The 25,208-nt window shown below is 68.3% G+C and carries 31 protein-coding genes and 2 pseudogenes; 15 read left to right on the plus strand and 18 right to left on the minus strand.

Features of this window, described 5'->3' with window-relative positions; all coding sequences use genetic code 11:
* Positions 1-231 precede the first annotated feature (231 nt).
* The 4 genes from AB0D85_RS44735 to AB0D85_RS44750 all read right to left on the minus strand — a co-directional run bounded on the left by AB0D85_RS44735 (position 232) and on the right by AB0D85_RS44750 (position 2,874).
* Positions 232-717 (minus strand): ricin-type beta-trefoil lectin domain protein, encoded by a 486-nt coding sequence (locus tag AB0D85_RS44735; RefSeq protein WP_362334607.1) that lies wholly within the window; start codon positions 715-717, stop codon positions 232-234.
* Positions 718-987: 270 nt separating this feature from the next.
* A complete protein-coding gene (locus AB0D85_RS44740) occupies positions 988-1,539 on the minus strand; it encodes an RICIN domain-containing protein (protein ID WP_362334610.1) in 552 nt (183 codons plus the stop codon).
* Between the two features lie 169 nt (positions 1,540-1,708).
* Complete coding sequence (locus tag AB0D85_RS44745) at positions 1,709-2,113, minus strand: hypothetical protein (protein WP_362334613.1); 405 nt, start codon at positions 2,111-2,113, stop codon at positions 1,709-1,711.
* The gene (locus AB0D85_RS44750; RefSeq protein ID WP_362334615.1) at positions 2,110-2,874 is read right to left on the minus strand and encodes a helix-turn-helix domain-containing protein; all 765 of its coding nucleotides are present in this window, start codon (positions 2,872-2,874) and stop codon (positions 2,110-2,112) included. Before AB0D85_RS44750 ends, AB0D85_RS44745 begins: the two co-directional genes overlap by 4 nt.
* A gap of 86 nt (positions 2,875-2,960) precedes the next feature.
* On the opposite strand from AB0D85_RS44750, the gene AB0D85_RS44755 reads away from it, so the two are divergent.
* Positions 2,961-3,380: a hypothetical protein gene (locus AB0D85_RS44755; protein ID WP_362334617.1), complete on the plus strand. Its 420-nt coding sequence runs from the start codon at positions 2,961-2,963 to the stop codon at positions 3,378-3,380.
* A gap of 255 nt (positions 3,381-3,635) precedes the next feature.
* On the opposite strand, the gene AB0D85_RS44760 is transcribed toward AB0D85_RS44755, so the two are convergent.
* The 4 genes from AB0D85_RS44760 to AB0D85_RS44775 form a co-directional block, all read right to left on the minus strand.
* Positions 3,636-4,124 carry a GNAT family N-acetyltransferase gene (locus tag AB0D85_RS44760; protein ID WP_362334620.1) on the minus strand — a complete coding sequence of 163 codons (489 nt, stop codon included), beginning with the start codon at positions 4,122-4,124 and terminating at the stop codon, positions 3,636-3,638.
* Between the two features lie 777 nt (positions 4,125-4,901).
* A complete protein-coding gene (locus AB0D85_RS44765) occupies positions 4,902-6,224 on the minus strand; it encodes an MFS transporter (protein ID WP_362334622.1) in 1,323 nt (440 codons plus the stop codon).
* Positions 6,225-6,319: 95 nt separating this feature from the next.
* A complete protein-coding gene (locus AB0D85_RS44770; RefSeq protein WP_362334626.1) occupies positions 6,320-7,522 on the minus strand; it encodes an FAD-dependent oxidoreductase in 1,203 nt (400 codons plus the stop codon).
* 143 nt (positions 7,523-7,665) lie between these two features.
* Positions 7,666-8,694 carry an alcohol dehydrogenase catalytic domain-containing protein gene (locus tag AB0D85_RS44775; RefSeq protein WP_362334629.1) on the minus strand — a complete coding sequence of 343 codons (1,029 nt, stop codon included), beginning with the start codon at positions 8,692-8,694 and terminating at the stop codon, positions 7,666-7,668.
* Positions 8,695-8,819: 125 nt separating this feature from the next.
* Between AB0D85_RS44775 and AB0D85_RS44780 the strand changes: the two genes are divergently transcribed.
* The 7 genes and pseudogenes from AB0D85_RS44780 (at position 8,820) to AB0D85_RS44810 (ending at position 12,775) form a co-directional block, all read left to right on the plus strand.
* Positions 8,820-9,713, plus strand: coding sequence for a LysR family transcriptional regulator (locus AB0D85_RS44780; protein ID WP_362334632.1), 894 nt, complete (start codon positions 8,820-8,822; stop codon positions 9,711-9,713).
* Between the two features lie 123 nt (positions 9,714-9,836).
* Positions 9,837-10,118 (plus strand): hypothetical protein, encoded by a 282-nt coding sequence (locus AB0D85_RS44785; RefSeq protein WP_362334635.1) that lies wholly within the window; start codon positions 9,837-9,839, stop codon positions 10,116-10,118.
* Positions 10,119-10,199: 81 nt separating this feature from the next.
* Entirely contained in the window at positions 10,200-10,733 is a 534-nt protein-coding gene (locus AB0D85_RS44790) for a DinB family protein (protein WP_362334639.1), read from the plus strand.
* A gap of 50 nt (positions 10,734-10,783) precedes the next feature.
* On the plus strand, positions 10,784-11,566 hold the full coding sequence (locus AB0D85_RS44795) for an SDR family oxidoreductase (protein WP_362334642.1): 783 nt from the start codon (positions 10,784-10,786) through the stop codon (positions 11,564-11,566).
* A 107-nt stretch (positions 11,567-11,673) separates the two neighbouring features.
* Positions 11,674-11,823, plus strand: a complete 150-nt coding sequence (locus tag AB0D85_RS44800; RefSeq protein WP_362334645.1) for a carboxymuconolactone decarboxylase family protein — start codon at positions 11,674-11,676, stop codon at positions 11,821-11,823.
* A gap of 12 nt (positions 11,824-11,835) precedes the next feature.
* Positions 11,836-12,417: pseudogene (locus tag AB0D85_RS44805) on the plus strand (carbonic anhydrase); the annotation flags it as partial.
* A 37-nt stretch (positions 12,418-12,454) separates the two neighbouring features.
* The gene (locus AB0D85_RS44810; protein ID WP_362334648.1) at positions 12,455-12,775 is read left to right on the plus strand and encodes a sulfurtransferase TusA family protein; all 321 of its coding nucleotides are present in this window, start codon (positions 12,455-12,457) and stop codon (positions 12,773-12,775) included.
* Position 12,776: 1 nt separating this feature from the next.
* On the opposite strand, the gene AB0D85_RS44815 is transcribed toward AB0D85_RS44810, so the two are convergent.
* Positions 12,777-13,289 (minus strand): Lrp/AsnC family transcriptional regulator, encoded by a 513-nt coding sequence (locus AB0D85_RS44815; RefSeq protein ID WP_362334651.1) that lies wholly within the window; start codon positions 13,287-13,289, stop codon positions 12,777-12,779.
* Positions 13,290-13,370: 81 nt separating this feature from the next.
* On the opposite strand from AB0D85_RS44815, the gene AB0D85_RS44820 reads away from it, so the two are divergent.
* Both AB0D85_RS44820 and AB0D85_RS44825 read left to right on the plus strand, forming a co-directional pair.
* Complete coding sequence (locus AB0D85_RS44820; RefSeq protein WP_362334654.1) at positions 13,371-14,621, plus strand: MalY/PatB family protein; 1,251 nt, start codon at positions 13,371-13,373, stop codon at positions 14,619-14,621.
* Positions 14,622-14,664: 43 nt separating this feature from the next.
* Positions 14,665-14,856 (plus strand): annotated as a pseudogene (locus AB0D85_RS44825) (RidA family protein); the annotation flags it as partial.
* Here the strand turns inward: AB0D85_RS44825 and AB0D85_RS44830 are convergent.
* Entirely contained in the window at positions 14,761-15,243 is a 483-nt protein-coding gene (locus AB0D85_RS44830) for a hypothetical protein (protein WP_362334657.1), read from the minus strand. The pseudogene AB0D85_RS44825 and the gene AB0D85_RS44830 sit on opposite strands and share 96 nt — an antisense overlap.
* A 151-nt stretch (positions 15,244-15,394) precedes the next feature.
* Here AB0D85_RS44830 and AB0D85_RS44835 point away from each other — a divergent pair, with 151 nt between their 5' ends.
* The 3 genes from AB0D85_RS44835 to AB0D85_RS44845 all read left to right on the plus strand — a co-directional run bounded on the left by AB0D85_RS44835 (position 15,395) and on the right by AB0D85_RS44845 (position 17,378).
* Positions 15,395-15,934, plus strand: a complete 540-nt coding sequence (locus AB0D85_RS44835) for a site-specific integrase (RefSeq protein WP_362334660.1) — start codon at positions 15,395-15,397, stop codon at positions 15,932-15,934.
* A 524-nt stretch (positions 15,935-16,458) separates the two neighbouring features.
* Positions 16,459-16,890, plus strand: coding sequence for an iron-sulfur cluster insertion protein ErpA (locus tag AB0D85_RS44840; protein WP_362334663.1), 432 nt, complete (start codon positions 16,459-16,461; stop codon positions 16,888-16,890).
* Positions 16,891-17,009: 119 nt separating this feature from the next.
* On the plus strand, positions 17,010-17,378 hold the full coding sequence (locus AB0D85_RS44845) for a hypothetical protein (RefSeq protein WP_362334666.1): 369 nt from the start codon (positions 17,010-17,012) through the stop codon (positions 17,376-17,378).
* A gap of 95 nt (positions 17,379-17,473) precedes the next feature.
* On the opposite strand, the gene istB is transcribed toward AB0D85_RS44845, so the two are convergent.
* The 8 genes from istB to AB0D85_RS44885 form a co-directional block, all read right to left on the minus strand.
* On the minus strand, positions 17,474-18,298 hold the full coding sequence (istB, locus tag AB0D85_RS44850) for an IS21-like element helper ATPase IstB (RefSeq protein WP_362334669.1): 825 nt from the start codon (positions 18,296-18,298) through the stop codon (positions 17,474-17,476).
* Positions 18,295-19,428 carry a hypothetical protein gene (locus tag AB0D85_RS44855; RefSeq protein WP_362334673.1) on the minus strand — a complete coding sequence of 378 codons (1,134 nt, stop codon included), beginning with the start codon at positions 19,426-19,428 and terminating at the stop codon, positions 18,295-18,297. Before AB0D85_RS44855 ends, istB begins: the two co-directional genes overlap by 4 nt.
* Positions 19,313-19,759 carry a hypothetical protein gene (locus tag AB0D85_RS44860; RefSeq protein WP_362334677.1) on the minus strand — a complete coding sequence of 149 codons (447 nt, stop codon included), beginning with the start codon at positions 19,757-19,759 and terminating at the stop codon, positions 19,313-19,315. Before AB0D85_RS44860 ends, AB0D85_RS44855 begins: the two co-directional genes overlap by 116 nt.
* Before the next feature lie 577 nt (positions 19,760-20,336).
* Complete coding sequence (locus tag AB0D85_RS44865) at positions 20,337-20,861, minus strand: hypothetical protein (RefSeq protein WP_362334680.1); 525 nt, start codon at positions 20,859-20,861, stop codon at positions 20,337-20,339.
* Entirely contained in the window at positions 20,858-21,178 is a 321-nt protein-coding gene (locus AB0D85_RS44870; RefSeq protein WP_362334683.1) for a helix-turn-helix transcriptional regulator, read from the minus strand. The genes AB0D85_RS44865 and AB0D85_RS44870 overlap by 4 nt, the downstream gene beginning before the upstream one ends.
* On the minus strand, positions 21,175-22,248 hold the full coding sequence (locus tag AB0D85_RS44875) for a tyrosine-type recombinase/integrase (RefSeq protein ID WP_362334686.1): 1,074 nt from the start codon (positions 22,246-22,248) through the stop codon (positions 21,175-21,177). Before AB0D85_RS44875 ends, AB0D85_RS44870 begins: the two co-directional genes overlap by 4 nt.
* A gap of 117 nt (positions 22,249-22,365) precedes the next feature.
* The gene (locus AB0D85_RS44880; protein WP_362334689.1) at positions 22,366-23,238 is read right to left on the minus strand and encodes a hypothetical protein; all 873 of its coding nucleotides are present in this window, start codon (positions 23,236-23,238) and stop codon (positions 22,366-22,368) included.
* A 162-nt stretch (positions 23,239-23,400) separates the two neighbouring features.
* Positions 23,401-23,583 carry a hypothetical protein gene (locus AB0D85_RS44885; protein ID WP_362334693.1) on the minus strand — a complete coding sequence of 61 codons (183 nt, stop codon included), beginning with the start codon at positions 23,581-23,583 and terminating at the stop codon, positions 23,401-23,403.
* Between the two features lie 124 nt (positions 23,584-23,707).
* Between AB0D85_RS44885 and AB0D85_RS44890 the strand changes: the two genes are divergently transcribed.
* Both AB0D85_RS44890 and AB0D85_RS44895 read left to right on the plus strand, forming a co-directional pair.
* The gene (locus AB0D85_RS44890) at positions 23,708-24,223 is read left to right on the plus strand and encodes an SMI1/KNR4 family protein (protein WP_362334696.1); all 516 of its coding nucleotides are present in this window, start codon (positions 23,708-23,710) and stop codon (positions 24,221-24,223) included.
* A 177-nt stretch (positions 24,224-24,400) separates the two neighbouring features.
* On the plus strand, positions 24,401-25,141 hold the full coding sequence (locus AB0D85_RS44895; RefSeq protein WP_362334699.1) for a hypothetical protein: 741 nt from the start codon (positions 24,401-24,403) through the stop codon (positions 25,139-25,141).
* Positions 25,142-25,208 lie beyond the last annotated feature (67 nt).

Consider the following 25,208-nt stretch of genomic DNA (forward strand, 5'->3'; position numbering starts at 1 on the left):
CTCGGTCAGAACAATCCGTCGCAAGATCGTTCCTACCAGGGGCCTTACGCCTGCCCGGACTTGGGGACCGCACGGGCCGTAGCGGAAACATCGCGCTCACAGAGGGCGGCCGGCGCTTGCGGGGAAAGACTCACTCACCGCTGCCCGCATCCCGAAGAAACATCAGGAACCCGCCCGACACCCGTGATCAGAATTCACGCAGTGGATCGAGGCTGAAGCCGTGCGCGACGACTACTCGCCACCGTAGAAATTCCAAAATGTGCTGCCATAGCGGGTATTTTCAGGAGCCGTCCACAGCGTATAATTCGCCGACGAGTCGATGTTCCAATTCAGCCAAAGTTTGGTCTCCCGGTCCTGTACGTGAACCCAGCCACCGTCCTCGTCGAAGTAGTCCCAGTTCTGGTAATTTCCGCCATTGCATTCCCCCCAGTAAACATTGCCGTACCCCCAGGGGCCTTTATCGCTATCGAGGCACTGATTCGAGTAAGCGTGCTTGATTTGGGACCCGACCCGATCCCACAACTGTCCCTGGTTACCCCAGCCGCACCGAGCACCATATAGGTTGCCTCCACCGGTGATGGTGATGCACCTCCCGTCCTTGTCGGTGATCCAGGTGTTATCGCCGGCGTATGCGCTCGTCGCGAACACCCCCATGGTGGCTGCGGCAATGAATGTCGTCAGCGCGACCTGAAGCGTCCGCCTGAATGTCCGTTTCACGTATTATTCCCCTTGCTCGTGGAGGGATGAATGACGTACGGGAGGCCGGCATAATGTCGATGATTCATCGAACCGCCACATTCTCAAACGTTCAAAGGGTGCGGCAGCGTGGCGAGGGTAGTTGCTGTACAGGTGCCGTGGCGGCCTACGGCTTCACATTCATGCAGGATTCTTGCCAAGCACCATACGCCTGCCCGGACTTGGGGACCGTGCGGGCCGCAGCGCAAGCGTCGCGATCACAGCGAGCGACGGACGCCTAGTGGGAAAGATTCAGTAGCCCAGCTTCCACTGCTGGTACTCACCGTCGTTGCACCCAAGGGTGTACATGTTTCCGAGATCATTGCTGTCTACACAGGTAAACCAGTAACGGCTGAAGAACTGAACCCTGTCCCAGCCCGTCCCCCTGGCATCGAATTGCTGGTGCGAGCTGGTAGTGCTGCACGAGGGGTGCCCCAGATAACCCCCGTCCTCCACGCTCAGGCAGGTACTGGTTCCCTGGTTCCTCAGAGCGACTATGTCATAGTCCTGGTGACCGAGGTAAATTGGCTCCCAGATCTGGAAAACATTGGACTCGGAGCAGTCGGACGTGTGCAGGTATCCGCCGGTGAGGTCCATGCAGCGCCCGGTGTGCCAGTTGCGCAGGAAGTTCGACCCGACGTAAGCGGACGCGGGGGTCGTGCTCATCAGTGAGACCACTAGGGACAGCGCGGCAACGAGAGCCGCCCCCCATCCGCGACGAGCGAAACGCCTGCGGACCGAAGTCCGGGTGGGGGTCTGCGCGTTACCCGCGGCATCCGCCTTCGGCTCTTCCGTGTTCACCATGCCTGACTCCTCTTCGCCTTTTCCTCGCGTCGGCAGCATTGCATGCCTCCCGCTGTTAAAACCCTCAAAGAATCAACAACTGCCCTTCGAGACATGGCTGTTGCCTTCGTGTCCACGTGCTGCTGCACCCACAGCTGAGTGGTCCGGTCCGGAAGTCCTTCGGGGTTGATCATGTCGCTGGCCCGGCGGAGGATTCTTCCTGGTGATCGGTGGTGTGCCGGTCGAGTCTGGCCAGCAGATCGTCCAGGTCGGAGGTAGCGAACTTCCACTGGAACGGCTGTGTCGAGGCGTTGTAGCGGTCTTCGAGGGCTCGGAGCCGCTCCCCGACTTCGGTGAGGTCGGTGAAGTCGTTGGGTGAGACGACCTTGCGCTCGACGACGGAGAAGTAGATCTCCACCTGGTTCGGCCAGGAGGCGTGCACGGGGGTGTGGACCATGACCGCGTTCGGGAAGGCTGCGGTCAGCCGGTCCGCGGCCTTCTTGCCGCGGTGGGAGGAGCCGTTGTCGGCGATCCAGAACACACGCTTCGCGCTGGCGTAAGGCTCGCGGGTCATGGCCTGGGTGACCAGGTTCATGAACGAGGCGATGCCGGTGCGTGGTTCGGTGCGGCCGGACACTTTCGCGGCGTGGACGTCGTAGGCGCGAGGTAGGCCACCGCTCCGCCGCGGCCGTAGGTGTGGTTGACGCGCATGGCGCGGGCCCGGCCGGGGGCGAGGGTGGGGTGGCAGCGGCAGCGGGCCTGGATGGAGGTCTTCTCATCGGTGCTGATGACGTACTCGTCGTCGCCGAGCTCGGTGCCCTGCCAGGTGCGGGCGTACAAGCCGGGCACCCGCTCGGCCTTGAGGCGGAAGCCGGGGTCGGTGATGAAGATCCCGGAGCGGTGCTGCCAGGGCTTGAGCGCGTCGTCGGCCAGCCAGCGGCGCACGGTGGAGGCGGAGACCGAGCCGGCAATCGCCCGGGCGACGACCTCGCGCGCCAGTTCCGGGCACGACCAGCGCGACAGCGGCACCCCGGTCTCGGCGGGCAGCCGGCAGGCCAGGGCCTTGACCTGAGCCACCTGCAGTGCAGTGAACGACGACGGCCGCCCTGACCGCTCGCGGTCGGACAGGCCGGCGAGACCGTGCTCGGCGAACCGGCCGCGCCGGCAGCGGACCGTGTCCAGGTGCAGCCCGGTCTCGCGGGCGATACGCGCGTTGGAGCGGCCGCGCGCGGCGTGCAGCACCACCTGCGCACGCATTCGCAGCCGGTACTCGGTCTTGTGGCCGTAGACCATCAGTTTCAGACGCTCGCGTTCGGCGGCGCGCGGGACTATCGGGCGTGCAACGGCAACGGTCAAGGCGGGCAGGCCGATCGGCAGGAGTAGATCACGACAGGCCGAAGCCTGCCGCATCCGGCAACCGCCCCTCAGGCAGGATGGCCGCCATGCCCACGCCCTCGGAACACACCCGGCTCTCCCTGGAGGCGCGTCTCGGTGAACGCGCCCGCACCGTCTGGCCGCGGCTGGAGCAGCTGCCCGTCCGCCACCGCGGATCCTTCGCCTACGTTGAGGCCGAACTGGCCGGCGGCGAACGGGGCAAACTGATGCGACTGCGCTACGTCGGCGCGGTCGGCAGGTGGGGCTTCGCCCTGTACCACGCCGGAAGCGACCGCTATGAGGACTCCCTGCTGCCCACCGGCAGCCCCACGGGCACCCCCGCAGAAGTACTCGACTGCGCCTGCCGACTCCACCTCGCCGCCGCCAGCATCGGACCAGACACCGACCACAACCCCGATTACCACCGTCAACCCCCGAAGGACTTCCGGACCGGACCACTAAGACTCGCCGGTGTGCCCAGCGCCTGATACCACCTGATCTGGCAGCGCTCGCAGCACAACACGGACCCAGCCTCGCGCGAAGTGGTACACGTGGTCGACCAGCACGTCGCTGACCCGCTCGCATGGGCGGCGGCCGGTCACCGCGACGGTCCAACTGGTCGACACCGGCCGGGTCCCCATCGACGCCACCTGAAGCACCGCTGTCGACATCTACCGGCAGCGCTGCTCACGCAGGGGCAGTCCTGCTGGCAGCAGTGTCTGTACTCAGCGTAGCGAGGGCATCTACGAACGGGGCAGCGGAAGCAGGAAGTAGCAACCTTTGTGGTCGTCATCGCGCACGATCGGGTGCACGGCGAAGCCGAGCCGGAGCTTGAGTCGGTGATTCCCCGCGTTCTCGCCGGCGCTGTGCGACCTGACCTGGTGGCACCCTTTCGCGCCCGCCGCGTCGATGACCGCTCGCTGCAAGGCCGTACCCACACCCCTTCGGCGCCACGCCCCCTGCACACCGAAGGCAAGGATCTTCGCCTCCGTCGCGACCTGCCCGTCGATGGTGACCGGTGGGCAGCCTGTGTCCGGGCCGATGGGCTGCACCACATAGCGGCAGAATCCGATGGGACGGCCGCCCTGCGGGACCGCGGCGAACAGGTGTGAACTCAGATGGAAGTCGGCGGAGAACCGCACCCAGTCGGTCTGCCCGAGTTCGTCGATCAATGCGCGCACCGGGTCGCTTTCAAGAGCGCCGACGGGGACTTCTCTGACCTCGATCTCCACCCTCGGAACGCTAACGGTGGTCTGCGACAGACACCACCGATTTTACGGCCCGTCACGGCCGCGCCCAGGCCGACGACCGGTCGGTTGGTTACCTGGTGGATCGGCGCTGTCGGGCGCGGGTTCAGCCGGACGGCGTGGGCGAGGATCACAAGCCGAACCGCTCCAGTGAATCCCAGCTTCACTGCGCCGCCCACGCCCACGCCCACGCGCCCAGCAGTTCAGCGTTGTCCGGCTGAAAGTCCACGAACCAGGATCTGAGCCACCGCGCACGGATACGCCCCCAGGCTCTACAGACGGCATGTTGGGGCCCGAAGGGTTGTCCCGCAACTGCACCTGCCCCTGAGTCAACTCGCCCCGCTGTTCGGCATCTCGGAGTCCGCAGCCGATCGCATCGGGTCCGGCGCGACAGCAGCCGCTCACCCTCCGCGTTGATCACCACGCAGTGGTGATGCGTCTTGCCGATGTCTGCACCGGCCCAGATCTCAGGCACGGCCACCTCCGCCAGCTCGTCGTGCATCGATCCCGCAGACGACCTCGCCAGCGTTGTCCTACAGCAGCGATCGAGTCGCGTCTCCCAATTGGCGGTCAAGTCGTCGCGGAGCTCCGGGCGGCCAAGTCCCGTAAGCCATCAAACGGCTCAGCCTTTACAGCCATACCCGAAGCCCCCGGGCCCTCCGATCGTACGAGTGATCGGATCAGACCCACGTCTTGAAAGGTAGGACAGCCTTTACAGCGTCAAACGGGCGTCAATACCGAGGTGCGCCGTGCGGGCGCTGTTCAACGGGCTCGGACGAGGAAGAGCCAGAAGACGATCACGGGCAGGACCAAGGCTCCGGCGACGGCGTTCAACCCGCCGAAACCGATGGTGTGCATGAGGGGTCCGGCCAGGCCGGCGCCCACCGCCGCGACGACGTTCATCGCGGTGTCCGTCGTCCCCTGCACTCCCGGCCGAAGTGCCGCGGGCGTGGCGTCGCTGAGCATCGCGGAGCCGGCCACCAGGCTGAACGACCAGCCCAGTCCGAGGAGGAACAGTCCTGTCATCATCATGGCGACCGAGCCGTGGCTCAGCCCGGACAGCAGTGCGGAGGCGATGAAGACGGCCTGCCCGGCAACCGCGGTAGGCAGGTGCCCGAACCTGTCGGCAAGCCAGCCGATGACGGGTGAGAAGGCGTACATTCCCAGCAGGTGGCCGCTTATGGTGAAGCCGACAAGGGTGAGAGTGGCTCCCTCTTCGGCCATGCTGACAGGGGTCATCGTCATGACCGCGCCCATGACCGTGTTCGCCACGACGATGGTCATGAACGCGAATGCCGCGCGCGGCGCATGGCGGAGATGGCGCAAGCCCTCTCGAAACGTGCCGCGCTGAGACACTCGCGTTTCCGGCACTCCCTTGCCCGAGGGCGCCCCCGCGCGCGTGCCGGTTCCCCGCTGCTCCTCCGCGTCCAGTCGTTGGCGGGCGAGCAGGAGCGGGTCGGGGCGCAGCCAAGCCCACAGCAGTGCCGAAGCCAGCGCCATGGAGGTCGCGGCCAGCACGAACGCCCCTGCCAGTCGGGGCAGATGCATTACCGATGCCACGCCGGCGCCTGGATCGGCGAGATTCGGCCCGATCACGGAACCGACGGTCGTCGACCACACCACGATGGACAGGGCCTGGGCCCGCCGGTGCGGTGCGGCCAGGTCGGCGGCCGCGTAGCGGCTCTGCTGGTTCGTCGCGCTTCCCACGCCGAACAGCAGCATTCCCACGATGAGCAGGGGTATCGACTTTTCCACGGCCGAGGCTATGAGGACGACTCCGCCGACAGCGGCTGTGAACCAACCGGTGCTCAAGGCGACCCGGCGTCCTCGCCGTTGCGCGAGGAGGGCGAGGGGGATGCCGACGAGGGCGGCGCCGGCCGTCGTGGCTGTGCGCGCCAGACCGGCGTAGGTCTCGCTTCGAGCGACGGATTCAGCGAGCAGGGAACCGATCGAGACCGATACGCCGACACCGACGCCGCCGACGATCTGCGCTGCCGCCAAGAGCCGGACCGTACGCTTCTGAACGGCCTGTACCCGTGCCTCGGCCTGCCATGGCACCGTGCGTGTATCTGGTGCAGCGGTCACGTATCCGTACTCCTTCTGGGGTGATTGAGGTCAAAGAGGCGACCGTTGACTCGAAGGCACGAAGAACTCGTCGCGCACCTGCGTGCGGACGGCGTTCAGGGTTTCCGGATGCTCTCCGCTCGCACGTCGGCGAGGCGACCGGCTTTGAACTGCGCCGACTCCAGGCCAGACAGGTCGAGTGTCCAACGGTCTGCGGTGGCGACGCCGGCGTCGGCGCCGCTCGCGTTCGCGTCGCCGGTCGCCGCCGCCAGTACGGCTCGTGCCGCTCGCTCTGCCGAGGCGAGGGCTCCTTCGATGTGTCCGGCGTGGGCGGTCGCCGTCTCGGTCGACGCCCAGTGCAGTCGGCCGTCCAGCGCCGGCTGCCGGTACAGGGGATGGCCGAAGAGGGAGTAGTCGGCGAGGTGCTGGACGGTGGACGGGGCCGTCCACCGCTCGGCGCTCCAGTTCTGCACGTACAGGGCGTCGGGAGTCGCCGCGGCGGGCCCGAAGCACTGCGCGAGCTGGGCGGTGACGGCCTTCTCGAACCCGGGGCCGACGGCACGGGCGTGCGCGAACCCGAAGAGCGCGGCCGGACTGCCGCCGGGCCCCGACATGTCGTGAATCTCCTGGAGCGGGCCCGTCCTGCTCAACGCCGCACCGGCCAGCCCTGCCTCCCGCCAGAAGGCGGACGGGTACTGGGCGACGACCTTGGCCACGGCGCCCATCCACACCGGTGTGGTCCCGGCGAGGCTCCTGAGGTCGTCGGGGAGGCTGTCACCGAATTCGATGGACTCCAGCGACAGGGCGGGCGGCAGGGCCAGGACGACGTGCTCGGCGTGCAGCGTTCCGGCCGGGGTGTCCAGGACGAGCCCGCCCCGGCGGTGGGGATGGATCGCGCTGACGGGTGTGTTCAGGCGCAGCCGCCCGTCGGGCAGTGCCGCCGCGAGCGCGGCGGCGAGGCTCTGGGCGCCCGCGGCGAACCGGCGGGAAGGGACATCGATCCGGTTGCCGGCCAGGCGGTGGGTGCCTGTGGTCTCGTGCAGGACGGTGTCGCCCGCGAGATGCTGCTCGAAGGTCTCGATGCCGCTGCGGGCGGCCAGTTGCCGCACCTGTTCCTCTCCGTCCCAGAACCAGGTGGCCCCCAGGTCGAGGGCCAGGTCGGGGTACGAGGTGGGGGCTGACAGCAGGCGTCCGCCGATACGGTCGCGGGCCTCCAGGCAGACCGTGTCGAGACCGGCGGCGTACAGGGCGGTGGCCGCGGCCAGGCCGGAGGCTCCGGCGCCGACCACGATCACGTCGTGGCTGTCCCCATGGGACATGCGTGGTTTCCTTCTCTGTTCGGGCCGCGCAAGGGCCTGGTCGGGCGGTGCCACGGCAGTTGGCTTCCGGTTGTGCCGATCAACGGCACCGGCGCATGGGCCGCCCATGCGCCGCGGTGGTGCACGGGCGGGCCGAAAGGCCGTCACTCGGCGGCGGCGGTGTCCAGGACGATGCGGAAGCGGGGCGCCCCGGATCGCAGCCGGGTCACGGCGTCTCCGGCCTGCTCCAGCGGCATGCGCTCGATCATGGGGCGCACGTTGTTGGTGACGGCGAACCGCATCGCCTCCTCCGTCTCGCGCGCGCTGCCGGTCAGATGTCCGGTGAGAGTGTGGCCGTACATGACGAGCTGGGCCGCCGGCACGGTCAGGGATCCGGCGTCGACGCCGACGAGGGTGAGCCGGCCGTGCACGTTGAGCCCGGTGAGGAGCTCCGGCACGGGTGCGGTGGAGGAGGCGGTGTGGACGATGAGGTCCGCGCCGCCGAGTTCCTTCAGGGCGGCCCCGGGCGCCTGGGCGTTGCTGTCGACGTAGTGATGGGCGCCGAGGTCGCGGGCGAGCGTCTCGCGGTCGCCGCCCCGGGCGATGGCGACGGTCTCGTAGCCGAGCTTCGCCGCGAACTGCACGGCGAGGTGCCCCAGGCCGCCGAGTCCGAAGACCGCGACGCGACCGCCCGCGCGGATGCCGGCCTTGCGCACGGCGTTGAAGGTGGTCACGCCCGCGCACCCGAACGGGGCCGCGTCGAAGAGGTCGAGCCCGTCGGGGATGCGCGCCAGGGCGTCGGCGGGCACGGTGACGCTCTGGGCCCAGCCGCCCGGGTAGGACAGGCCGGGCACCTTACGCCGGGGGCAGTGGACGACGTCGCCCGCCCGGCAGAAGGAGCAGTGCCCGCAGCTGCCGCCGAACCAGCCGACGGCCACGCGATCCCCGACCGACCAGTCCCGGACCTGGTCGCCCAGCTCGGCGATGACGCCGGCGACCTCGTGCCCCGGAGTGACCGGGAAGACTGCGCCCGGACCGCCGGCCGCGGCCGTGGCGATGTCGGCGTTGCACACGCCGCTCGCCGTGACGGCCACCCGGACCCATGTGCCCGTGGGCGATGCCGTCTCGACCACGGAGGGGTGAACAGGGCCTCGGGGCTCGGTCACGACCATGGCCACAGCGGTGTCTGACATGATGCCTTTTCCCTTTTGCATACGGCGATCCATATAGCTGCTGCCTATGCTGAACAGCCAGAGCCCCAACGTAGGCAGAGGAAAAGTGGCACGGTAGGGGACGTCGGCGAATGGAGCTATAAGGCATGGCTATGAACGATCGCCTGAACCCGGAGGGGCTCCGGTATGCGCAGGCAGTGGCCGAGACCAAGTCGTTCAGCGCCGCGGCACGCGCCTACGGCGTCACCCAGCCGGCGCTGTCCAACGGCATCGCCAAGCTGGAGGAGCGCCTCGGCGACAGGCTGTTCGACCGGTCGCCGCGCGGGGTGACCCAGACGGCCTTCGGCGCCCGGATCCTGCCCCTGATCGAGCACGCGCTGGTGGCGCTCGACGCCGTCGCGGCAGAGGCCAGGCGGCTGACCGACCCCGGCGAGCAGAAGATCCGCATGGGCCTCTCACCGCTGATCGGTTCCCATCTGGTCGCCCGGGCGTTCAGCATGGTCTGCGAGCTTCCCGCGCCGCGCGACCTCGTACTGCGCGAGGCGAACATGCAGGACCTGCGGGAATGCCTGGTGGCCGGTGAGCTCGACATCATCCTGATCCCGGCCGTCGCCGCGATGCCGCGCTTCGAGCACCGGGTCATCGACGTCGAGCCGATCGTCGTCGTCAGCCCCGAATCCGCGGAGGACGCTCCGCTCGAACTCGAAGAGGCCGGCAAGGAACAGTTCATCCTCGTTCCGGACGCCTGCGGCCTCACCACCTTCACCACGCAGCTCTTCCAGGCACACGAGATGCCCCTGCACACCTATGCGGGGGAAGCCGCCAGCTACCAGGTCCTGCAGGACTGGACGAAGCTGGGCCTGGGCTCGGCCATGGTCCCCCGCTCCAGGCTCACCTCCCCCGACGTCCCGCACCGGCCGCTGATGGACCAGGGCCGCGAGGTGCAGATCTCCTTCGAAGCGGTGTGGAGCGCCGACTCCCCTCTCAACGCGGACCTCCGCCGACTGGCCGACAGCCTCGCGGCAGCTCGCCAGCCATAGGGGGCGCTTATACATTGATTCATCACGGTCCCCTACCGGACCCCGCACCGAATGCCTAACTTGGCGGTCATGCAGCGGAGAACGCCGCCTGCCACTTCCTTGTCGACCGAGTGAGGCATAACCATGGCATATCTTGAAATCACGCTTCAGGTGGACCCGGCCAACCGCGTCGCCGCCGCCGGTGTCTACGAGAAGTACAAGCAGCCGTTCCTGACGACCGTCCCTGGCGCCACCAGCAAGGAACTCCTCGTCCGCGACGAGGACGTCCAGGTCCTGCACGGTTTCCGGACCGTGGCCGATGCCACGGCATACCTGACGAGCGACCTGTTCAACCACGATGTCGTCGGCGGCCTGTCCCCCCTGCTCAAGGCAGCCCCCGAGGTACGGGTCTACGACACGGTCTGAACCGTCCCCGCGTCGTCGCCGGCACCCGTCGGCCTCGGCCCGGCCACTGCTTTCCTCCCCCGACCACCGACAGGCGGAGACATGTACGAACTCCAGGAACTCCTGCGCGAGTACGACCGTGCCCGCGCCTACACCGACGACCTGTGGAGGGACCTCACCCCGGACGAGGTGACCTGGCGCCCGCACGAGAACTCCAGCGCCATCGGCTGGCACCTGGGCCACCAGGCCCATGTCGCCCACTTCATGATCCGCAACCTGACCGCGGCCGAGCCCAGCCCGGATCCCGAACTGGACGGACTCATGGACTCCGCGAACCCGGAGAAGTTCCGCGGCACCCTGCCCACGGTCGAACGGCTCACCGTGTTCCGCGACACCGTCGCCGAACGCGTCCACGCCCGCATCGGCGACATCGCCGCCGGAAAAGTCGGCGCCCCGGACCAACTGACCATCGTCGGCGCCTACTTGCTGACGGCTCTCATCAACCACGAGTACCAGCACGACCAGTGGATCAGCGAGGTCCGTGCCGACAGCCTCGGCCACGCCCTCCCCCACGATCCCGCCTCGGACCGGCTCAGCCGCATCGACGGCTACCTCGTCCTCAACCCCTGCATGTGACGAGCGCCGGACGTCCTGTCCGGGCACGCACCGAAACAAGAGAGCACCACATGTCCAGCACCACCCCCGACTTCACCGGTCAGAAGGTCGTCGTCATCGGCGGCACCAGCGGCATGGGCCACGCCGTCGCCCGCCACGTCCTCGACGCCGGTGGCACCGCCGTCGTCACCGGCCGCACACAGGCCGGCGCCGACGAGGCGGCGGCCACCCTGTCCACCCACGGCAGGGCCACCGGACTGGCGGCCGATCTGGCCGACCCCGTGGCCGTCGACCGCCTGCGCAGCATCCTCACCGAGGAGCACGCCGACGCCACCCTCCTCGTCAACGCGGCCGGCGTCTTCGCTCCCAAGTCCTTCCTGCAACACACGGCCGACGACTACGACCGCTACCAGGCCATCAACCGGGCCTTCTTCTTCCTCACCCAGACCGTCGCCGGAAACATGATCGCCCGCGGCGCGAAGGGAGCCGTCGTCAACATCGGCTCCATGTGGGCGCACCAGGCCGTCGCCGCCACGCCCTCGTCGGCGTACTCGATGGCCAAGGCCGCACTGCACTCCCTCACCCAGCACCTCGCGATGGAACTCGCCCCTCACGGCATCCGCGTCAACGCCGTCGCCCCCGCCGTCGTACGCACCCCCATCTACGAGGAGTTCATCCCCAAGGCCGACGTCGACTCCGCGCTCGACGGCTTCAACACCTTCCATCCCCTCGGCCGCACCGGCACGCCCGACGACGTCGCCGCCACCGTGGCCTTCCTCCTGTCCGATCAGACCGACTGGGTCACGGGCGCCGTGTGGGACATCGACGGCGGCGTCATGGCCGGACGCAACTGACCCACGCCCACTGGCGGGCATCACAGGAGCACACGTGTCCCACCACGACGACCGCCAGTACGCCGAGAGCATCCGGCGCCGGTGCCCCAGAGGCGTTCGAGGCGCTCATGGCCTTCTCCCTGGCCGTAGCGCTGACCACGCAGTGCGCCTTGTGCATCGAGACGCACACCAAGGCCGCGCATGCCGAGGGGGCGACCCAGGAAGAACTGGCGGAGACCACCATGATCGAACAGGCCGAGGCGAATACGGCAAGGTAGCGGCCCACGATCATGAGCCACACCGCCCCCGCCACCCCGCGCGAAGCCCTGGACCTGCTCCTTGCAGGCAACCGGCGTTTCGCCGCGGGCACGCCTCAGCACCCTCACCAGGATGCCGCCCGCCGTACCGGCCTGGCGTCCGTCCAGCGCCCGTTCGCCGTGCTGCTCGGCTGCTCCGACTCCCGGCTGGCCGCCGAGATCATTTTCGATCAGAGGCTGGGAGACCTGTTCGTGGTGCGCACCGCCGGACCCGCGGCGGGGCCTGAGGTCCTCGGCCACGACGCCTGCGGTGCGGTCGCGGCGACCCGTGCGGCTGTCGGGGACGGCAGGACCGCCCGCGGATTTCTGCGGGATGTCATAGAGCGGGTGACGCCCAGCGTGCTGGCCGCTCAGGCAGCCGGCGTGAGCGGGGACGACGGTTTCGTCGACACGCATGTCCGGCTCACCGCCGACTTCCTCATGGAGCGGTCCCGGGAGCTGGCCGACCAGGTCGCCGCCGGACGCACGGCGGTCGTCGGCCTGTCCTACCGCCTGGCCGAGGGCAACGCCCGCCTGATCACCGCCCACGGCCTGGACCTGCCCTCGGCCCCGGCACCGTGCACCCCTCGACCAGCCCGGCCACCGGCAGCCGATGATTCAACCGTCCCTGCCCGCCGAAGCCGACCTGACCGTCGACGGCACCGGCCTGCTCTGCGTCACCCTGCTGCTCCGCCTCCGCGGGCAGATCGAGGGCGCACCGCCGGGCACTGTTGTGCACGTCATCGCCACCGACCCCGCAGCAGCACTCGACCTGCCCGCCTGGTGCCACCTGACCGGCCACACCTACCTCGGTCCCGTCCCGGGCGAACAGCCGGTCCACGCGCTCCGGCTCACCGCCGACGCGCACCCCACCCGCCCCGACGCGCCATGGCACCGGGCGCAGCCGCGCTCGCCGGAACCGGAGGACGAGTAGGTCATGTGCTCGCGTTCCTGGAAGCCGATCGCGCGGTGCCTCCTCTGGCCGACAACTCGCGCGGTGGCCGGCCGGGGAACGGGCGAGGGCTGACCACCTGTTTCATGACGATGGTCGAGTTGAGGCCGCGTACGCCGGGAAGGTGGACGAGGACGGTCTCGTAGAGACGCTGGTAGGACGGCAGGTCGGCACTGACCACGCGGATCAGGTAGTCGGGTTCGCCGAACAGCCGCTGGGCCTCGATGACTTCGGGAATCTCCGCCAGCGCCTCGTCGAATTCGTCCACCGCGTCCGGGCGGCTGAGCGTGGCGAACAGCAGGACCTCGAAGCCGTATCCCACGGACCCACCGTCGACGAGAGCGCTGTATCCGCGAATGACACCGTCCGCCTCCAGCTCCCGGACTCGCCGCTGGCACCTGGAGACGCTGAGTCGGACCCGGTCAGCCAGATCTGTGAGTGTAATCCGCCCCTCAGCCTGCAGGATGGCAACAATCTGGCGGTCAACGGCATCCATAGTTCAAATGTTAGCGCTGCAAGCAGGATTTTCGGCAAACTTCGCGAACTTTTCGCCACCCATCCTGGCTAGCATCACGCCATGGCATCCGAAATCACCCTTCTCGGCACGAATCAAGCAGACGACAGCGGCAGCGGCTCACAGGGTTCGGTCTTCGACGAGGCCGTCGACCGTGCGAGCTCGAACTCCATGAAGTGGTCCTTCGCCAAGGACTTCCTCACTCCGGATGAGATAGCGGCCGACCCGCTCCCGATGTGGGTCGCCGACACCGACTTCAAGGCGCCCCAGGTCGTGATAGACGCGCTCCACGAGGCCGTGGACCACGGCGTCTTCGGATATCCCGGAGGCGCGACCGACAGCTACCTGGACGCCGTGACCGGCTGGCAGGCCCGCCGGTTCGGCTGGGAGACACCCCGGGAGTGGGTGCTCCAGACCGCCGGCATCATCACCACGCTGAAGACCGCGGTGCAGGCGTTCTCCGCACCCGGCGACTCAGTACTGATCCAGCCGCCCGTGTACGCACACTTCCACGACGACGTCCTGCTCAACGGACGCCATCTCGCGTACGCCCTGCTGGAACGGACCGAGGACGGCTACCGGTTCGACGCCCGGACCTTCGAGGCCGCCATCCGCCCGGACACCAAGCTGTTCATCCTCAGCCACCCCCACAACCCGACCGGCAACGTCTGGAGCGAGGACGAGCTGAGGACCATGGGCGAGATATGCGCCCGGCACGGCGTCCTCGTCATCTCCGACGAGATCCACCAGGACCTCATCATCAACCCGGACAAGAAGCACATCCCGTTCGCCTCGCTCGGCAGGGAGTTCGCGCAGAACAGCATCACCTGCACGGCTCCCAGCAAGACCTTCAACCTCCCCGGCCTGCAGAGCGCCAACGTCTTCGTCCCCGACCGAAGGCTGCGCGAAGAACTGGCCCGACAGTACGAGCGCAACCTGTTCCCGTTCGTCAACGTGCTCGGCATGGTCGCCGCCGAAGCCGCCTATGCGCACGGTGAGCCGTGGCTGGAGGAACAGCTCACCTACCTGCGCGGCAACCACGCCCACTTCGCCCAGGCGGTCAACACCGCCACCTCCAAGATCCGCGTCCTGCCGGCCGACTCCCTCTACCTGGCCTGGATGGACTGCCGGAACCTCGGCCTGGACGCCGCGTCCCTGGACAAGTTCATGCTCACCAAGGCGCGCCTGTGGCTGGACAAGGGCCAGAAGTTCGGCACCGAGGGCCACGGCTACATGCGGGTGAACCTGGGCTGCCCCCGCTCCACGGTCGACGAAGCCGTACGACGGCTGCTCACGGCCGTCGAGGGCCCGTGAGCACGGGAGGCGCCGCATGACATCTGCCGTCGAGACCGGCCTGATGGAACTCGGCGTGCCACTGCCGGAGCCGGCCGGATCCGGCGCGAACTACGTGCCGTACACCGGGTCGGGCAACCTGCTGCACGCCTCCGGTCAACTACCGCTTCGCGACGGGGCGTTGGCGGCCGTCGGGCGGCTCGGCCGGGATCTGGACGTCGCCACCGGACAACTCGCCGCGCGCTGGTGCGCGGCCAATGTCCTCGCCCAGGCGAAAGCCGCCCTCGGCGACCTCGACCGGATCGAGCGGCTGCTGCCGGAGGCCGCTCGCCGTATCCCCAACCGCGGCGTGAAGGCCCTGCCGACCGCCCTGTTCAACCTGGAAGCGGCCCTGTTCCACTGCGAGTTGACCGACCAGCTCCCTCGCGGACGCTCCCCGGACCACGCCGACCTCCGGGCCCAGGAGTGGGCCCGTGTCCCGGCCGGGACGGCGGACACCATGCAGCACTATCTGCAGCAGATAGCCGGCACCATGTGGCTGGGCACCGTGAAGAACGCCGACCTGACGCTGCGCGAGTTCGCCCTCCTGGTCGCCGCCGAAGACACGGACGTCACCCGCGTCGCCGAGCTCAAGCGACGGCACGTAAAGCTACCGCCAGTGGCCACTGGAGCGGCCGGCCGCCCACGGCGGCCCCCTGCACCGGCACGCCGTCCTCGACCGCCTCAGCAAACTCCGCGGCTTCTTCCGCCGCCTGGGCGAGTGGGACGCCGCCGACCGGCCGCCCCGCCAGTTGGTGTTCGACAGCGACTTCCCGGTCGCCGACGAGCCACTGCCCCGATTCCTCGACGACGCCGCGGCCGCCAAACTGCTGGCCGCCGCCCGCCAGGACCCCGATCCGTTCGCCCGGCCAGCCATCGAGATCATCGCCCGCACCGGGATGCGCCGCAGCGAGATGCTCGGCCCCACCATCGACGCGGTCGTGCAGATCGGCTCCGCCTACTGGCTCCGCGTCCCGGTCGGCAAGATGCACACCGGCCGCTACATCCCCTTGCATCCGCAGCTGAAGACGCTGCTGGACGACTGGCTGCTGCAGCAGCCCGAGGGCCTGCGCTCGAGCCTGCTGTTCACCGACCACGGTCGCCCGGGCGAGGCCGACGCGGGCACCTCGGTCACCCAGGCGATCAACCGGGGCATGCCCCTGCAAGCCATCGCCGCACTCCTTGGACACCGGTCGCTGTCCATGACACGTGTTTACGTGCCAGCTGCCGGCCGATGCCGAGGGAACAGCAATGGCTGTTTGTGGCAACTTCAATTGGCCCCACTCTGGCACTGAAGTTGGCCCCACCTTGGTTGTTGTGGTGCCCCGGGGAGGGTCGTCAACCTGGCGCCGACACGTTGTTTTGGCCCCACCCCGATCGAGTGGGTTCCCTGGCCGTGGGGAGGGGGTGGAGCGGTAGCGTGAAGGGCATCGGATCCGGACTGGACGATGGGCCCCGACAGCCCGACGGACCACAGGATCTCGACCCGTGTTCGATACGGGACCGTCGGATTCTCCGATCCGTGGTGGACGTCGAGGGCGGGCATTGGCACGACCGGCGGAGAACGGTTCGGGCCCAACCAGGCCGAGGCCGGCGCCCTGTGAGGGGCGTCGGCCTCGGTTTTTCGGAGTGCGGGTCAGCGTCAGGAGCTGTGTCACGTCCTTCGTCTGCAGCTGGGTCGGGTGCCGCGGCTGCCCACCTCGTAGGGCGACCTGGCCGGATCAGGTCATGCCTGGACACGCGAGGTGAACCTCAGCCCACTGTCCGTCGTAGTGCTGGCGGAGCCCGAGTCCCGGGTCCAGGCTGATGGGAGGGTGTAGTGCCGGAGACGACGTATGCGGTCGAGCTCACAGAGGCGGCCGTGGTCAAGGTCGCGGATCTGCTGCGGCGGGAGGAGCCCGGGCTTGCGCTGCAGGTCTCGGTGCAGCCGGGTGGCTGTTCGGGGATGCGCTACCAGCTGTTCTTCACCGACAAATATGCAAAGGCCCTGGCAAAGATGCTGGCAGAGCGGGATGACGAAGGGTTCGCCGAGGAGGACGACCCGGCCACGGCGGCTCAACGCGACGCTCTGGCCACTGACAAGATGTCCGTGGTCTGGTTCGACCGCTTCGCGATGGTGATCGACCCGTTGAGCGGCCCTTATCTGCAAGGGGCGAGCATCGATTACCTGGACACGCTGCAGAAGTCGGGATTCGTGATCGAAAACCCGAACGCGAGTGGCTCCTGCGCCTGCGGCGACTCGTTCCAGTGAGCCCGCGAGGCCACTCAGACGAGGTGCCGTTGGCCTGGCTGTGCGCGCAGGACGGCGCTAGCCGGCTGCTCGCAGACAGCCAGGAGCCCTGGCCACAGGCATCGTTCGAGTACCGTGCCGTGAACGACGTTCTGGCCCTGACCCTGCTGTTCACCTGCCCGCTCGAAGCTTTGCTCGCGTTCAGTCCCGAAGACTTCGACGCGGCGCACGCGCTGGTGACCGACGACGTGGAATGGGCCGTCTGGTGCCAGGGCCGCCTCGACGCCGGTGATCTGTCACCTGCGGACAGGGAGCTGGCCGCGAGCACGTTTCGTTGGCTGGCTGCGAGCCGACTGCTGGGCGGCTCTCTCGACGAGACACGGGGAATCTGCACAACCACGGCAACATGCCGTGGAGCGGGCGTCAGCGTCGGCGTGACGTTAGCCCGGCGAGCACTCGGCTCATGGGCCCATAGGCACCCTTCTGACCCGGGGCCCCACTCCGCGTGACGGGTCCCGGGCGCTGAGGCCGGGACCCGTCAGATACACAGCGGCTGTTCACACACCCGCATCTAACCTGTCATGTCCAGCTCGGACATGACAGGTCAGGACTTGCGGTGCTTCTCCTGGGTCTTCTTGAAGCGGAAGCTGTCGGTGCCGGTCTCGACGATGTGAGCGTTGAAGGTCACCCGGTCCACGATCGCCGCGCAGAGCTGCGGGTCGGTGAACGTCTGCTTCCACTCCGAGAACGGTGCGTTCGAGGCGATGGCGATGGCTCGTCGTTCCTCGCGTTCGGTGAACACCTGGAACAGCAGCTTCGCTCCGGCCTTGTCCAGGTCGAGATAGCCGAACTCGTCCAGACAGAGCAGGTCAACGCGTCCGTAGCGGGCCAGAGTCCGGCCGAGCTTCTTCTCGTCCGCTGCCTCGGCGAGCTCGTTGACCAGGTTCGCCGTGGTCGTGTAGCGGACTCGCATACCGGCCTCGGCGATCGCGGTCCCGATGCCGATCAGCAGGTGCGACTTGCCGGTGCCGGAGTCGCCGATCAGGCAGAGCGGCAGGCCGGCCTTCGCCCAGGCCGGGTCGGCCAGCGTGCTGACCTGCTCGGGGGTGACGTTCGGGTTCTTCTCGAACTCGAAGTCCTCCAGCCGCTTGGGGCGGGGGAAGTTCGCCTCCCTGACCAGCCGGGTCTTCTTCCGCTCCTCGCGCTGGAGACACTCGGCTTCCAGCAGGTCGGCCAGGAAGTCCTTGTAGCTGGAACGCTCCTTCAGTGCCGTCGCCGCGATCTCCTCCCAGCGTGAGCGGATCGTGGGCAGGTGAAGGGCCCGGCAGGCTTCGTCGATCACGGTCTCGACGGCGCCGGCGGCGGAGGTGTCCTTGCGGGGACTCGGGACTCGCTCACCGACGTCGAAGAGGGCGGTGCTGTCGTTCATGCGGAACCTTTCGGATGGCGGGTCAGGAGCTGGTCATAGATGTCCACCGACGGCGGGGGACGGTTGTCCTCGGGCAGTTCGGGCCGACGGGTGGGAAGCGTCAGCAGCTGCCCGCCGGGGATGTCCGCCCAGGGCGGAGGATCGTTCCCGTCGTCCTCCGGCTCTGGGTCCCGGGCGGCGGATTCGGCCTTGCGTGCCTCGATGGCCACCACGTCCGGGCTGATCGATCCGGCTTTGATCGCGGCCGACATCCCGGCCCGGACCGCTTCGGCGGGCATGCGGCGGTGCAGCAGCAGGACCTCGATCAGGGCCCGGGTGCCGGCCGCGTCCCCGTGGGTCTTCAGGGCGGCCGCCCAGAACGCCTCATGGACGGCGGTGAAGGAGCCCTCGGTCCGTGCGGCGGCCAGCGCGGTCGACCCGGCCATGGCGCCGGGCTTGACCAGGAGGATCTCCAGGTAGTGGTCCAGCACGTCGCGATATCCGTAGCGTTTGGTCAGCCGCGGGTGCCGGGCGACGATGTTCCGGCGCTCGAAGACCAGCAGTCCGCTGCCCCGCAGCAGAACGCGTACCCTCTCGCCGATGAAACGGGCGGGCACCGAGCAGTGGGACTGGCGGACGGTGAACCGGCTGGTCCGGTCGACCTTCGGAGTCAGCGTGATGCCGCACTCGAAGTCCTCGGCCGGCAGCGGGGCCAGCTCTTCGGCCTCGATGCGGAAGTTGAAGCCGACCGAGGTCAGCTTCCCCCGCAGGATCCGCTCTTCCTCCGCCTCGTCGATGATGGCGATGCGGGAGTTGAGTTCCTCCAGCGAGGGGACGTCGGGGACCGGGACCAGGTGGGCCCAGCGGAAACGTCCGCCTTCCTGTCCAACCCCGCCCTTCTCATGGGCGCCTTCCTCACCAGGAATGCAGTAGAAGGCATCGAACCCGATCTTCCGTGAGTTCGCGATGTCTGAAGGGTGCCCGGGACGAACCCACGGGTCCGGTAGGGAAGTTGGCCTCCAAGGCCCCTGCAGTTCAACGGGTTCGCGAGTTCTCTTCGGCGGGTGAGACGGCGACAGCGGTCGTGTAGCGGAGGCTGGCCTTGGCGCCGAGGGAGAAGACGTGCGCGAGGTGGAGGGGGTCGGCGCCATTGGCCAGGGCCTCCTCCAGGATGCGGTCCTGCCTCAGCCGGTCGAGGCCGATGGGCAGCTGCTTGACGAGTCTGTCCATCCAGAACGTGCCCACCGGCGCCGTGGTCGTGGCCGTGTTTCGGCTGATCAGCAGGTGTGGGTTGGTGCTGTTCGGCCAGCGGTGGTGCCGGTAGTCGAGGTAGTTGGTGATCGCCTCGGCGGTGTACTCGTCCAGCGGACGGTTCAGTCCCTCGGGGTCCAGGCGGTGTCCGGTCAGGTCCACCTGGTCCATGAGCATCGTGCGGATCTGCTGGGACTGCAGTGCATGGACCCCGGACAGGGCGACGACCACCCGCAGGGCCGGATCCCGTAGGGCGGCCTGGAGCGACGGCCTCCACCTCCTCCACGGTGAGCGAGACGGGGATCGTCGTGGTCAGCTTGCCGCCGTTGATGCCCCGCATCGGGTTGGCGAAGATCAGCCGCCCAGCCTTGAGCGTGCTGAACAGCGACCGCAGGGCACTGGCGTCGTAGGCCCGGTGGGGACGGTGAGTCAGCCAGCTGGTGAGGTCCTCCCGTGTGGTCTGCCCCAGGGTTGTGTACTTTCCGCCGTACTCGGTCAGGAACGGCAGGACGAGCCGGACCAGGGTGGTGACCATGGACCGGGCTCGTGGCCTGCGACGGCTGGTCCCATGCCGCAGGATGCTGATCCAGGTGTCCAACTCGGCCCGGACGTCCGGGGCCAGGAAGGCAAGTTGCTTCTGGCACCACGCATCGAGTGAGTCAGGCCGGTCGTCGAGGAAGACTTCCAGCCCCTCGAACACCTCCGGGACGTGGTTGGCCGGCACCGCGCTGTGGGTGAGCTGGGCGATGGTCGAAGCTCTGATCGGCTCGCCGGGCCGGTGGACCGCGCAAAGGATCCGGATGCCGCGTCACACCGAGCCGACCGTGCGAGGCGGCCAGCCTCGCAGTTCCGCGATCCGTCCGGCCCTGCTCATGAGGAACGCAGCCAACTCCGAATCCAGCAAGGGCTGTTTGCTGCTGACCCCACGGAGGTCGCGGGGCAGGTCGAAGAGCGTCAGCTCCGTCCAGCGAGGCGGGGCCGGATGCAGTCTCGACACCAGCGGCTTCGGTGGGACCTGCCGGGGTGGCGGTCCGCCGCGGGGCCGCAGGGTGCCGACGATGAACAGCTGGTGCCCGGTGCGGGCGGCGACCGCCAGGTCGACGCGGACCTTGTTGTCCGGTCCGGCGATCAGGCCGGCCTGGCGGCGGCAGAGCCGGCAGACGCCGTCGATCGCCGCGACGTCGCGTCGGCAGATGTCGCAGTGATCTCCGGTCGCTTTCGCGACGAAGCACCGGCATGCCTTGCAGCGAGGGCGGTCGAACCAGCCCCAGCCCATGCAGTCCCGGCAGCTGCGGGTCGCCCAGGGCCGTGACCGCCGGGCGGCCGGACTCATAGCGGCGGCCCCGACCGTCCCGGCCGCCGCTGATGGGTGACGGGAGTCCCGCCGACGACCTGCCGCTCGGTCTCCGCCGCCGTGGTCGGCTGGCGGGCAGCTGGCTTCTCCGGGATGAGGAGGTCGGCGGGGGTGCACTCCAGGACCTCGCAGATGATGTCGAGGTCGTCGAGGCGGACAGTCAGCGGCCGGCCGGACCACAGGTGGGACATCTTGCCTGCGGAGATGACCAGTCCGGCGTCTGCGAGCATCCGCTGGAGTTCGGAGGCTTTCCAGACGTCGCGCTGGGCGGCGACCATCCGCAAGTTCCACTTCATCGGCGGCCACCTCCGAACCGGGCGGCGGCCCGCTGGCCCGCGCGGATCCAGGCGTCTTCGACGTGGGACTTCTCGACGTGCACGTAGATCATGGTCGTGTTGAGCCATTCATGTCCGAGGATCTCCTGGATGGCAACGACGTCCATGCCGTTGCGGTAGAGGTCGGAGGCGGCGAAGTGCCGCAGCACGTGCGGTGTGAGCTGGCCGGCCTCGTGCGGCAGGTGCCGGGCGACCGACTCGGCCAGCCCGGTCCTCAGGGCGTCGTCGGTCACCGGCCTGCTGGAGCCGTCGCCATTCTGACGCTCGGACGGAAACAGCGGGGCCCTGGGGTCGTTGACCTTGTCGTCGAACTCCCAGCGCGGTCCGGTGACCCACCACTCCAGCAGGTCGCGGGAGCCGTTGATCAGCGGGACGAGCCGTTCCTTCTTGCCCCGGCCCTGGCTGCCCTTGCCCTTCAGCAGCACCTTGCCGAACCGGCCCAGATCCCAGCGGACATCACCGATCCGCAGCAGGCACAACACCGAGATCCGAGGCCCGATGAGGCTGGCCAGCCGCGAGGCGGTGTAGTTCCGGGCGGCCGGAGCGTACTTGCGCACGTCCTCCATGTCCTGCCGCCAACCGCCGAACAGCGTGGCGATCTCGGCCTCCGGCGGCGGGATCCGCAGTCTCGCCGACGTGCCGCCGCGGGGCCGGTTGATCTCATCCAGCGGGGACTCGACGACGTGACCGGTGGCCGTGTGGATGGCGGCCTTGTGCCGCAGTTCGAGGAACTCGAAGAACACCGCGAAGGCCGCGGCCTGGCGGACCTTGGTGCCCGAGGCCGAGTCACGGCGGTGCCGGCCGAAGTACCGGTCAAGATCCTGCGGGTCCATCTCCCACAACGGCCGGCCGAACCACTCACGCAGAGCGAGGTCGGGCCCGACATCACCGCGGATGGTGCCGTCCTGAACACCGGCGGACGCCCGCGCGAGGACAAACTCGGCCAGCAGATCCTGCTCGAAGGCGGCGATCTCCTCGGCACTCTCCAGCCGAAGCTCCGGCCGCAAATCGCGCACGACGGCCAGGGCCATCCCGTTCCTCCCCTTCAGCTATCCGGCGACTCCGCCATGACAGCCGAAGAGACTTCGGGATTCCCGAGGAACAAGCAGTAATCACCCGATTGAGTCCAGAGCAGGGGAAGACCCAGATCAGACAGCCGCCGAAGCCACCGATGTGGTCGGCAGGCTGCGGGAACCCACGGGAACATGGACATAGTGCGAGCGGAAGGTGGTCCGCCGCTCCGATTCCACCCGGTTGCGGCCGGTGCAGACCTGCCGGACCGCGGGCTTGAGGTTGTCGTAACGGATGTGTCTGGTCGGGACACCGCCCAGCACCCGGAATGCCTCCGCATGGCCTTCCAGGAACGACTCCTGGGCCTGCGAGGCGAACACCCGGTGGATGGCCTTGCCCGAATGCGACAGCCGCAGCGTGAACAGATGGCACTTGACCACCTCGACAGCCACCCGCACCCACCCGTCCGCGAAGTCGACCTCGGCTTCCTCTCCGGGCAGGTGTTCTTGGGGCACCATTCCCTCCAGATGCTGGCGGCCCTCACGGTCCTCTGCCACGATCTCCGGCCGCCGTTTGGGAACGTAGTTACGCAGAGTGGAATACGACGCCAGGTCGAAGTCGTGCTCCTCGGCCAGGCGCTTCTGGATCCGTTCGACGGTGTGTTTCTGCTTCCTCGGGGCCCTCAGATCGGCCCGGAGCATCGTGTCGATCCACCCGGTGGCCGGGTCCAGGATGCGGAACTGCCGTTGGCCGGACTTGCGCGGCGGCGGGACCGCGGAGGCCATGGCCTGCCGGACGGTTCGGCGGTGAACGCCGTACTTCGCCGCCAGGCCCGCAGCGAGATCGACGGATCGAGACGGACATCCCGACGGATCTGTTCGAACAGCTCGACACGCGAAACACGCACCCTGGCCTCCCGACACGGCCATGCCCAACAGCACGGCCTCCGACATGACCGTGAACGCCGGACACACCCTGTCGGGATCGGGCAGACAGCGCAGACCATTCACTCGGACGATGGCATGTCGCCTCAGAGCAGCACAGGTGGGGCCAAATCAAATGCCGATCAACTGGGGCCAGACCAGAGTGCCGGAGTGGGGCCAACGAAACCTGTCACAAACAGCAATGGCCAAGCTCCGCCGGGAAATGCACCGCCGGATGCTCGGCAACGGCTACTGCGCCCGCCCCGTCGAGATGGACTGCCACTTCGAGTCGGTCTGCGAGTCCTGCACCTTCTTCGTCACCACGATCGAGTTCCGCCCCACGCACGAACGCCAGCGGACGACGCGGCAGCCAACGGGCAGGTCGCTCGCGAGCAGATCTTCACCGGACTTCTCGGGCGCCTCGACGAACAAGCTGGCTGACGGCGCCCCAGGCTCCTCAAGCGGAGGGCTTGTGAGAGGCACCCCTCCGGCCCACAAGACGGCTTGATCCGGTTAGGTTAGGCGCGACCAATCACGACGATCGGGCAGGACACGCATGGCGGAGCTGGAAGAGCTGAAGGAGTTCCTCGGCGCGCCGACCCCGCGCCGGTGGTCGGCGGACGATTGGACCGCGGTCGAGAGCTACATCGGCTCGCCCTTGCCCAGCGACTTCAAGGCATTCATGGACGCCTACGGCACCGGGGTGATCGCCGAGGAACTCGTGGTCTTCCACCCTCATGGTTCCAGCCCGCTGCTGGATCGCATGGTTCGCATCCACGAGAGCTTCACCGAGTCCCGCGCGCGTCGCCCCGATGACTTCCCGCATCCGTTCCACCCCGAGGCTGGTGGCCTGATCTCATGGGGCTACGACTACGGCGGCGACGAGCACTTCTTCCTGCCCTGCGATCCGGACCCGGACCACTGGAAGATCATCACCATGGCCCACGAAGAGGGATGCGAGGTCTTCGACGGCCCGTTCACCGACTTCATCCTGGCATTCGTGGAACGGCTCGAATTCATGGACGAGGACGGCAACATCGGTCCTGCTCTCCCCAGCTTCGAGGCCTTCTGATCGACCGCCCCCACTCCGCAAGACGTTCACGTTGGGGTTGACAGCGACACCCGCATATTAGAGGCGTCCCCTGCGGCAAGGTGCGCTACGACAACCTGCGGGCCGCGGTCGCCCGGGTGCTGGGCCTGTCGAGAGCGCGGGTGGAGAACTAGCGGTGGACCGCGTTCCGTTCGCACTATGGAGATCGGCTGGTTCCGCCGGAACCACCTCGTCCCTGTCCCGGAAGTCGGCTCCCTCGCCGAGCTCAACGCGATGGTGGAACGGTGGGACGTCGAGAACGATGACCGCCGCATCCGGTCGCGGCCCAGGACGATCGGCGACCACTTCGCCGTCGAACGTCTGCTGCTGCAGCCGCTGCCCGACGAACCGTTCGAGACCGGGCGGCCGTTCAGTCTCCGGGTGGACAGATACGCGCAGGTCAGTGTCCGCACGCACCGGTACTCGGTGCCGGTGGGACTGATCGGCCGCACCGTTCGGGTGATGCTGCACGCCTCCGAAGTCGTCGTCTACGACGGCCGCAAGGAAGTCGCCCGGCACGAGCGGCTCATCGCCAAGGGCCAGACCCGCCTGGAACTGGACCGCTACCTGGAGGCCCTGGTCCGCAAGCCTGGCGCCTTTCCCGGTGCGACCGCGCTGGAACAGGCCCGCTCCGCAGGCAAGTTCACCCCCGTCCATGACGCCTGGTGGGCGGCCGCCTGCAAGGCCCACGGCGACCGGGACGGCACCCGTGCTTTGTTCGAGGTCCTGCTGCTGGGACGGCATCTTCATCACGAGTACCTCGTGACCGGACTCGCCGCCGCGCTGCGGGCAGGCGCCCTGACCGCGGACACGGTCGCGCTGGAAGCCCGCAAGGCCGGGCCGAGTCCGACGATGCGCCGGCCACGACGGCAGATCCAGAGCCGGACCGGGCGAGTGTGACGTTCCTGACCGAACGGCGCCTGGCCCACCTGCCGCCCGACAACCGGCCGCTGCCCTCGGTCGCGGC

This window comes from Streptomyces sp. NPDC048277 (assembly GCF_040652235.1).
GTDB lineage: Bacteria > Actinomycetota > Actinomycetes > Streptomycetales > Streptomycetaceae > Streptomyces.

Bases quoted from the DNA above. Each gene is read 5' to 3' on its own strand.
- AB0D85_RS44815 (WP_362334651.1), bottom strand. From the start codon at position 13,289: ATGGATGCCGTTGACCGCCAGATTGTTGCCATCCTGCAGGCTGAGGGG.
- AB0D85_RS44875 (WP_362334686.1), bottom strand. From the start codon at position 22,248: ATGGCCCTGGCCGTCGTGCGCGATTTGCGGCCGGAGCTTCGGCTGGAG.
- AB0D85_RS44820 (WP_362334654.1), top strand. From the start codon at position 13,371: ATGGCATCCGAAATCACCCTTCTCGGCACGAATCAAGCAGACGACAGC.
- AB0D85_RS44865 (WP_362334680.1), bottom strand. From the start codon at position 20,861: ATGAGTCCGGCCGCCCGGCGGTCACGGCCCTGGGCGACCCGCAGCTGC.
- AB0D85_RS44780 (WP_362334632.1), top strand. From the start codon at position 8,820: ATGGCTATGAACGATCGCCTGAACCCGGAGGGGCTCCGGTATGCGCAG.
- AB0D85_RS44745 (WP_362334613.1), bottom strand. From the start codon at position 2,113: ATGAACCTGGTCACCCAGGCCATGACCCGCGAGCCTTACGCCAGCGCG.
- AB0D85_RS44770 (WP_362334626.1), bottom strand. From the start codon at position 7,522: ATGTCCCATGGGGACAGCCACGACGTGATCGTGGTCGGCGCCGGAGCC.
- AB0D85_RS44785 (WP_362334635.1), top strand. From the start codon at position 9,837: ATGGCATATCTTGAAATCACGCTTCAGGTGGACCCGGCCAACCGCGTC.
- AB0D85_RS44795 (WP_362334642.1), top strand. From the start codon at position 10,784: ATGTCCAGCACCACCCCCGACTTCACCGGTCAGAAGGTCGTCGTCATC.
- AB0D85_RS44810 (WP_362334648.1), top strand. From the start codon at position 12,455: ATGATTCAACCGTCCCTGCCCGCCGAAGCCGACCTGACCGTCGACGGC.
- AB0D85_RS44870 (WP_362334683.1), bottom strand. From the start codon at position 21,178: ATGAAGTGGAACTTGCGGATGGTCGCCGCCCAGCGCGACGTCTGGAAA.
- AB0D85_RS44755 (WP_362334617.1), top strand. From the start codon at position 2,961: ATGCCCACGCCCTCGGAACACACCCGGCTCTCCCTGGAGGCGCGTCTC.
- AB0D85_RS44800 (WP_362334645.1), top strand. From the start codon at position 11,674: ATGGCCTTCTCCCTGGCCGTAGCGCTGACCACGCAGTGCGCCTTGTGC.
- istB (WP_362334669.1), bottom strand. From the start codon at position 18,298: ATGAACGACAGCACCGCCCTCTTCGACGTCGGTGAGCGAGTCCCGAGT.
- AB0D85_RS44855 (WP_362334673.1), bottom strand. From the start codon at position 19,428: ATGGCGCCGACCCCCTCCACCTCGCGCACGTCTTCTCCCTCGGCGCCA.
- AB0D85_RS44890 (WP_362334696.1), top strand. From the start codon at position 23,708: ATGGCGGAGCTGGAAGAGCTGAAGGAGTTCCTCGGCGCGCCGACCCCG.
- AB0D85_RS44775 (WP_362334629.1), bottom strand. From the start codon at position 8,694: ATGTCAGACACCGCTGTGGCCATGGTCGTGACCGAGCCCCGAGGCCCT.
- AB0D85_RS44895 (WP_362334699.1), top strand. From the start codon at position 24,401: ATGGAGATCGGCTGGTTCCGCCGGAACCACCTCGTCCCTGTCCCGGAA.
- AB0D85_RS44790 (WP_362334639.1), top strand. From the start codon at position 10,200: ATGTACGAACTCCAGGAACTCCTGCGCGAGTACGACCGTGCCCGCGCC.
- AB0D85_RS44740 (WP_362334610.1), bottom strand. From the start codon at position 1,539: ATGGTGAACACGGAAGAGCCGAAGGCGGATGCCGCGGGTAACGCGCAG.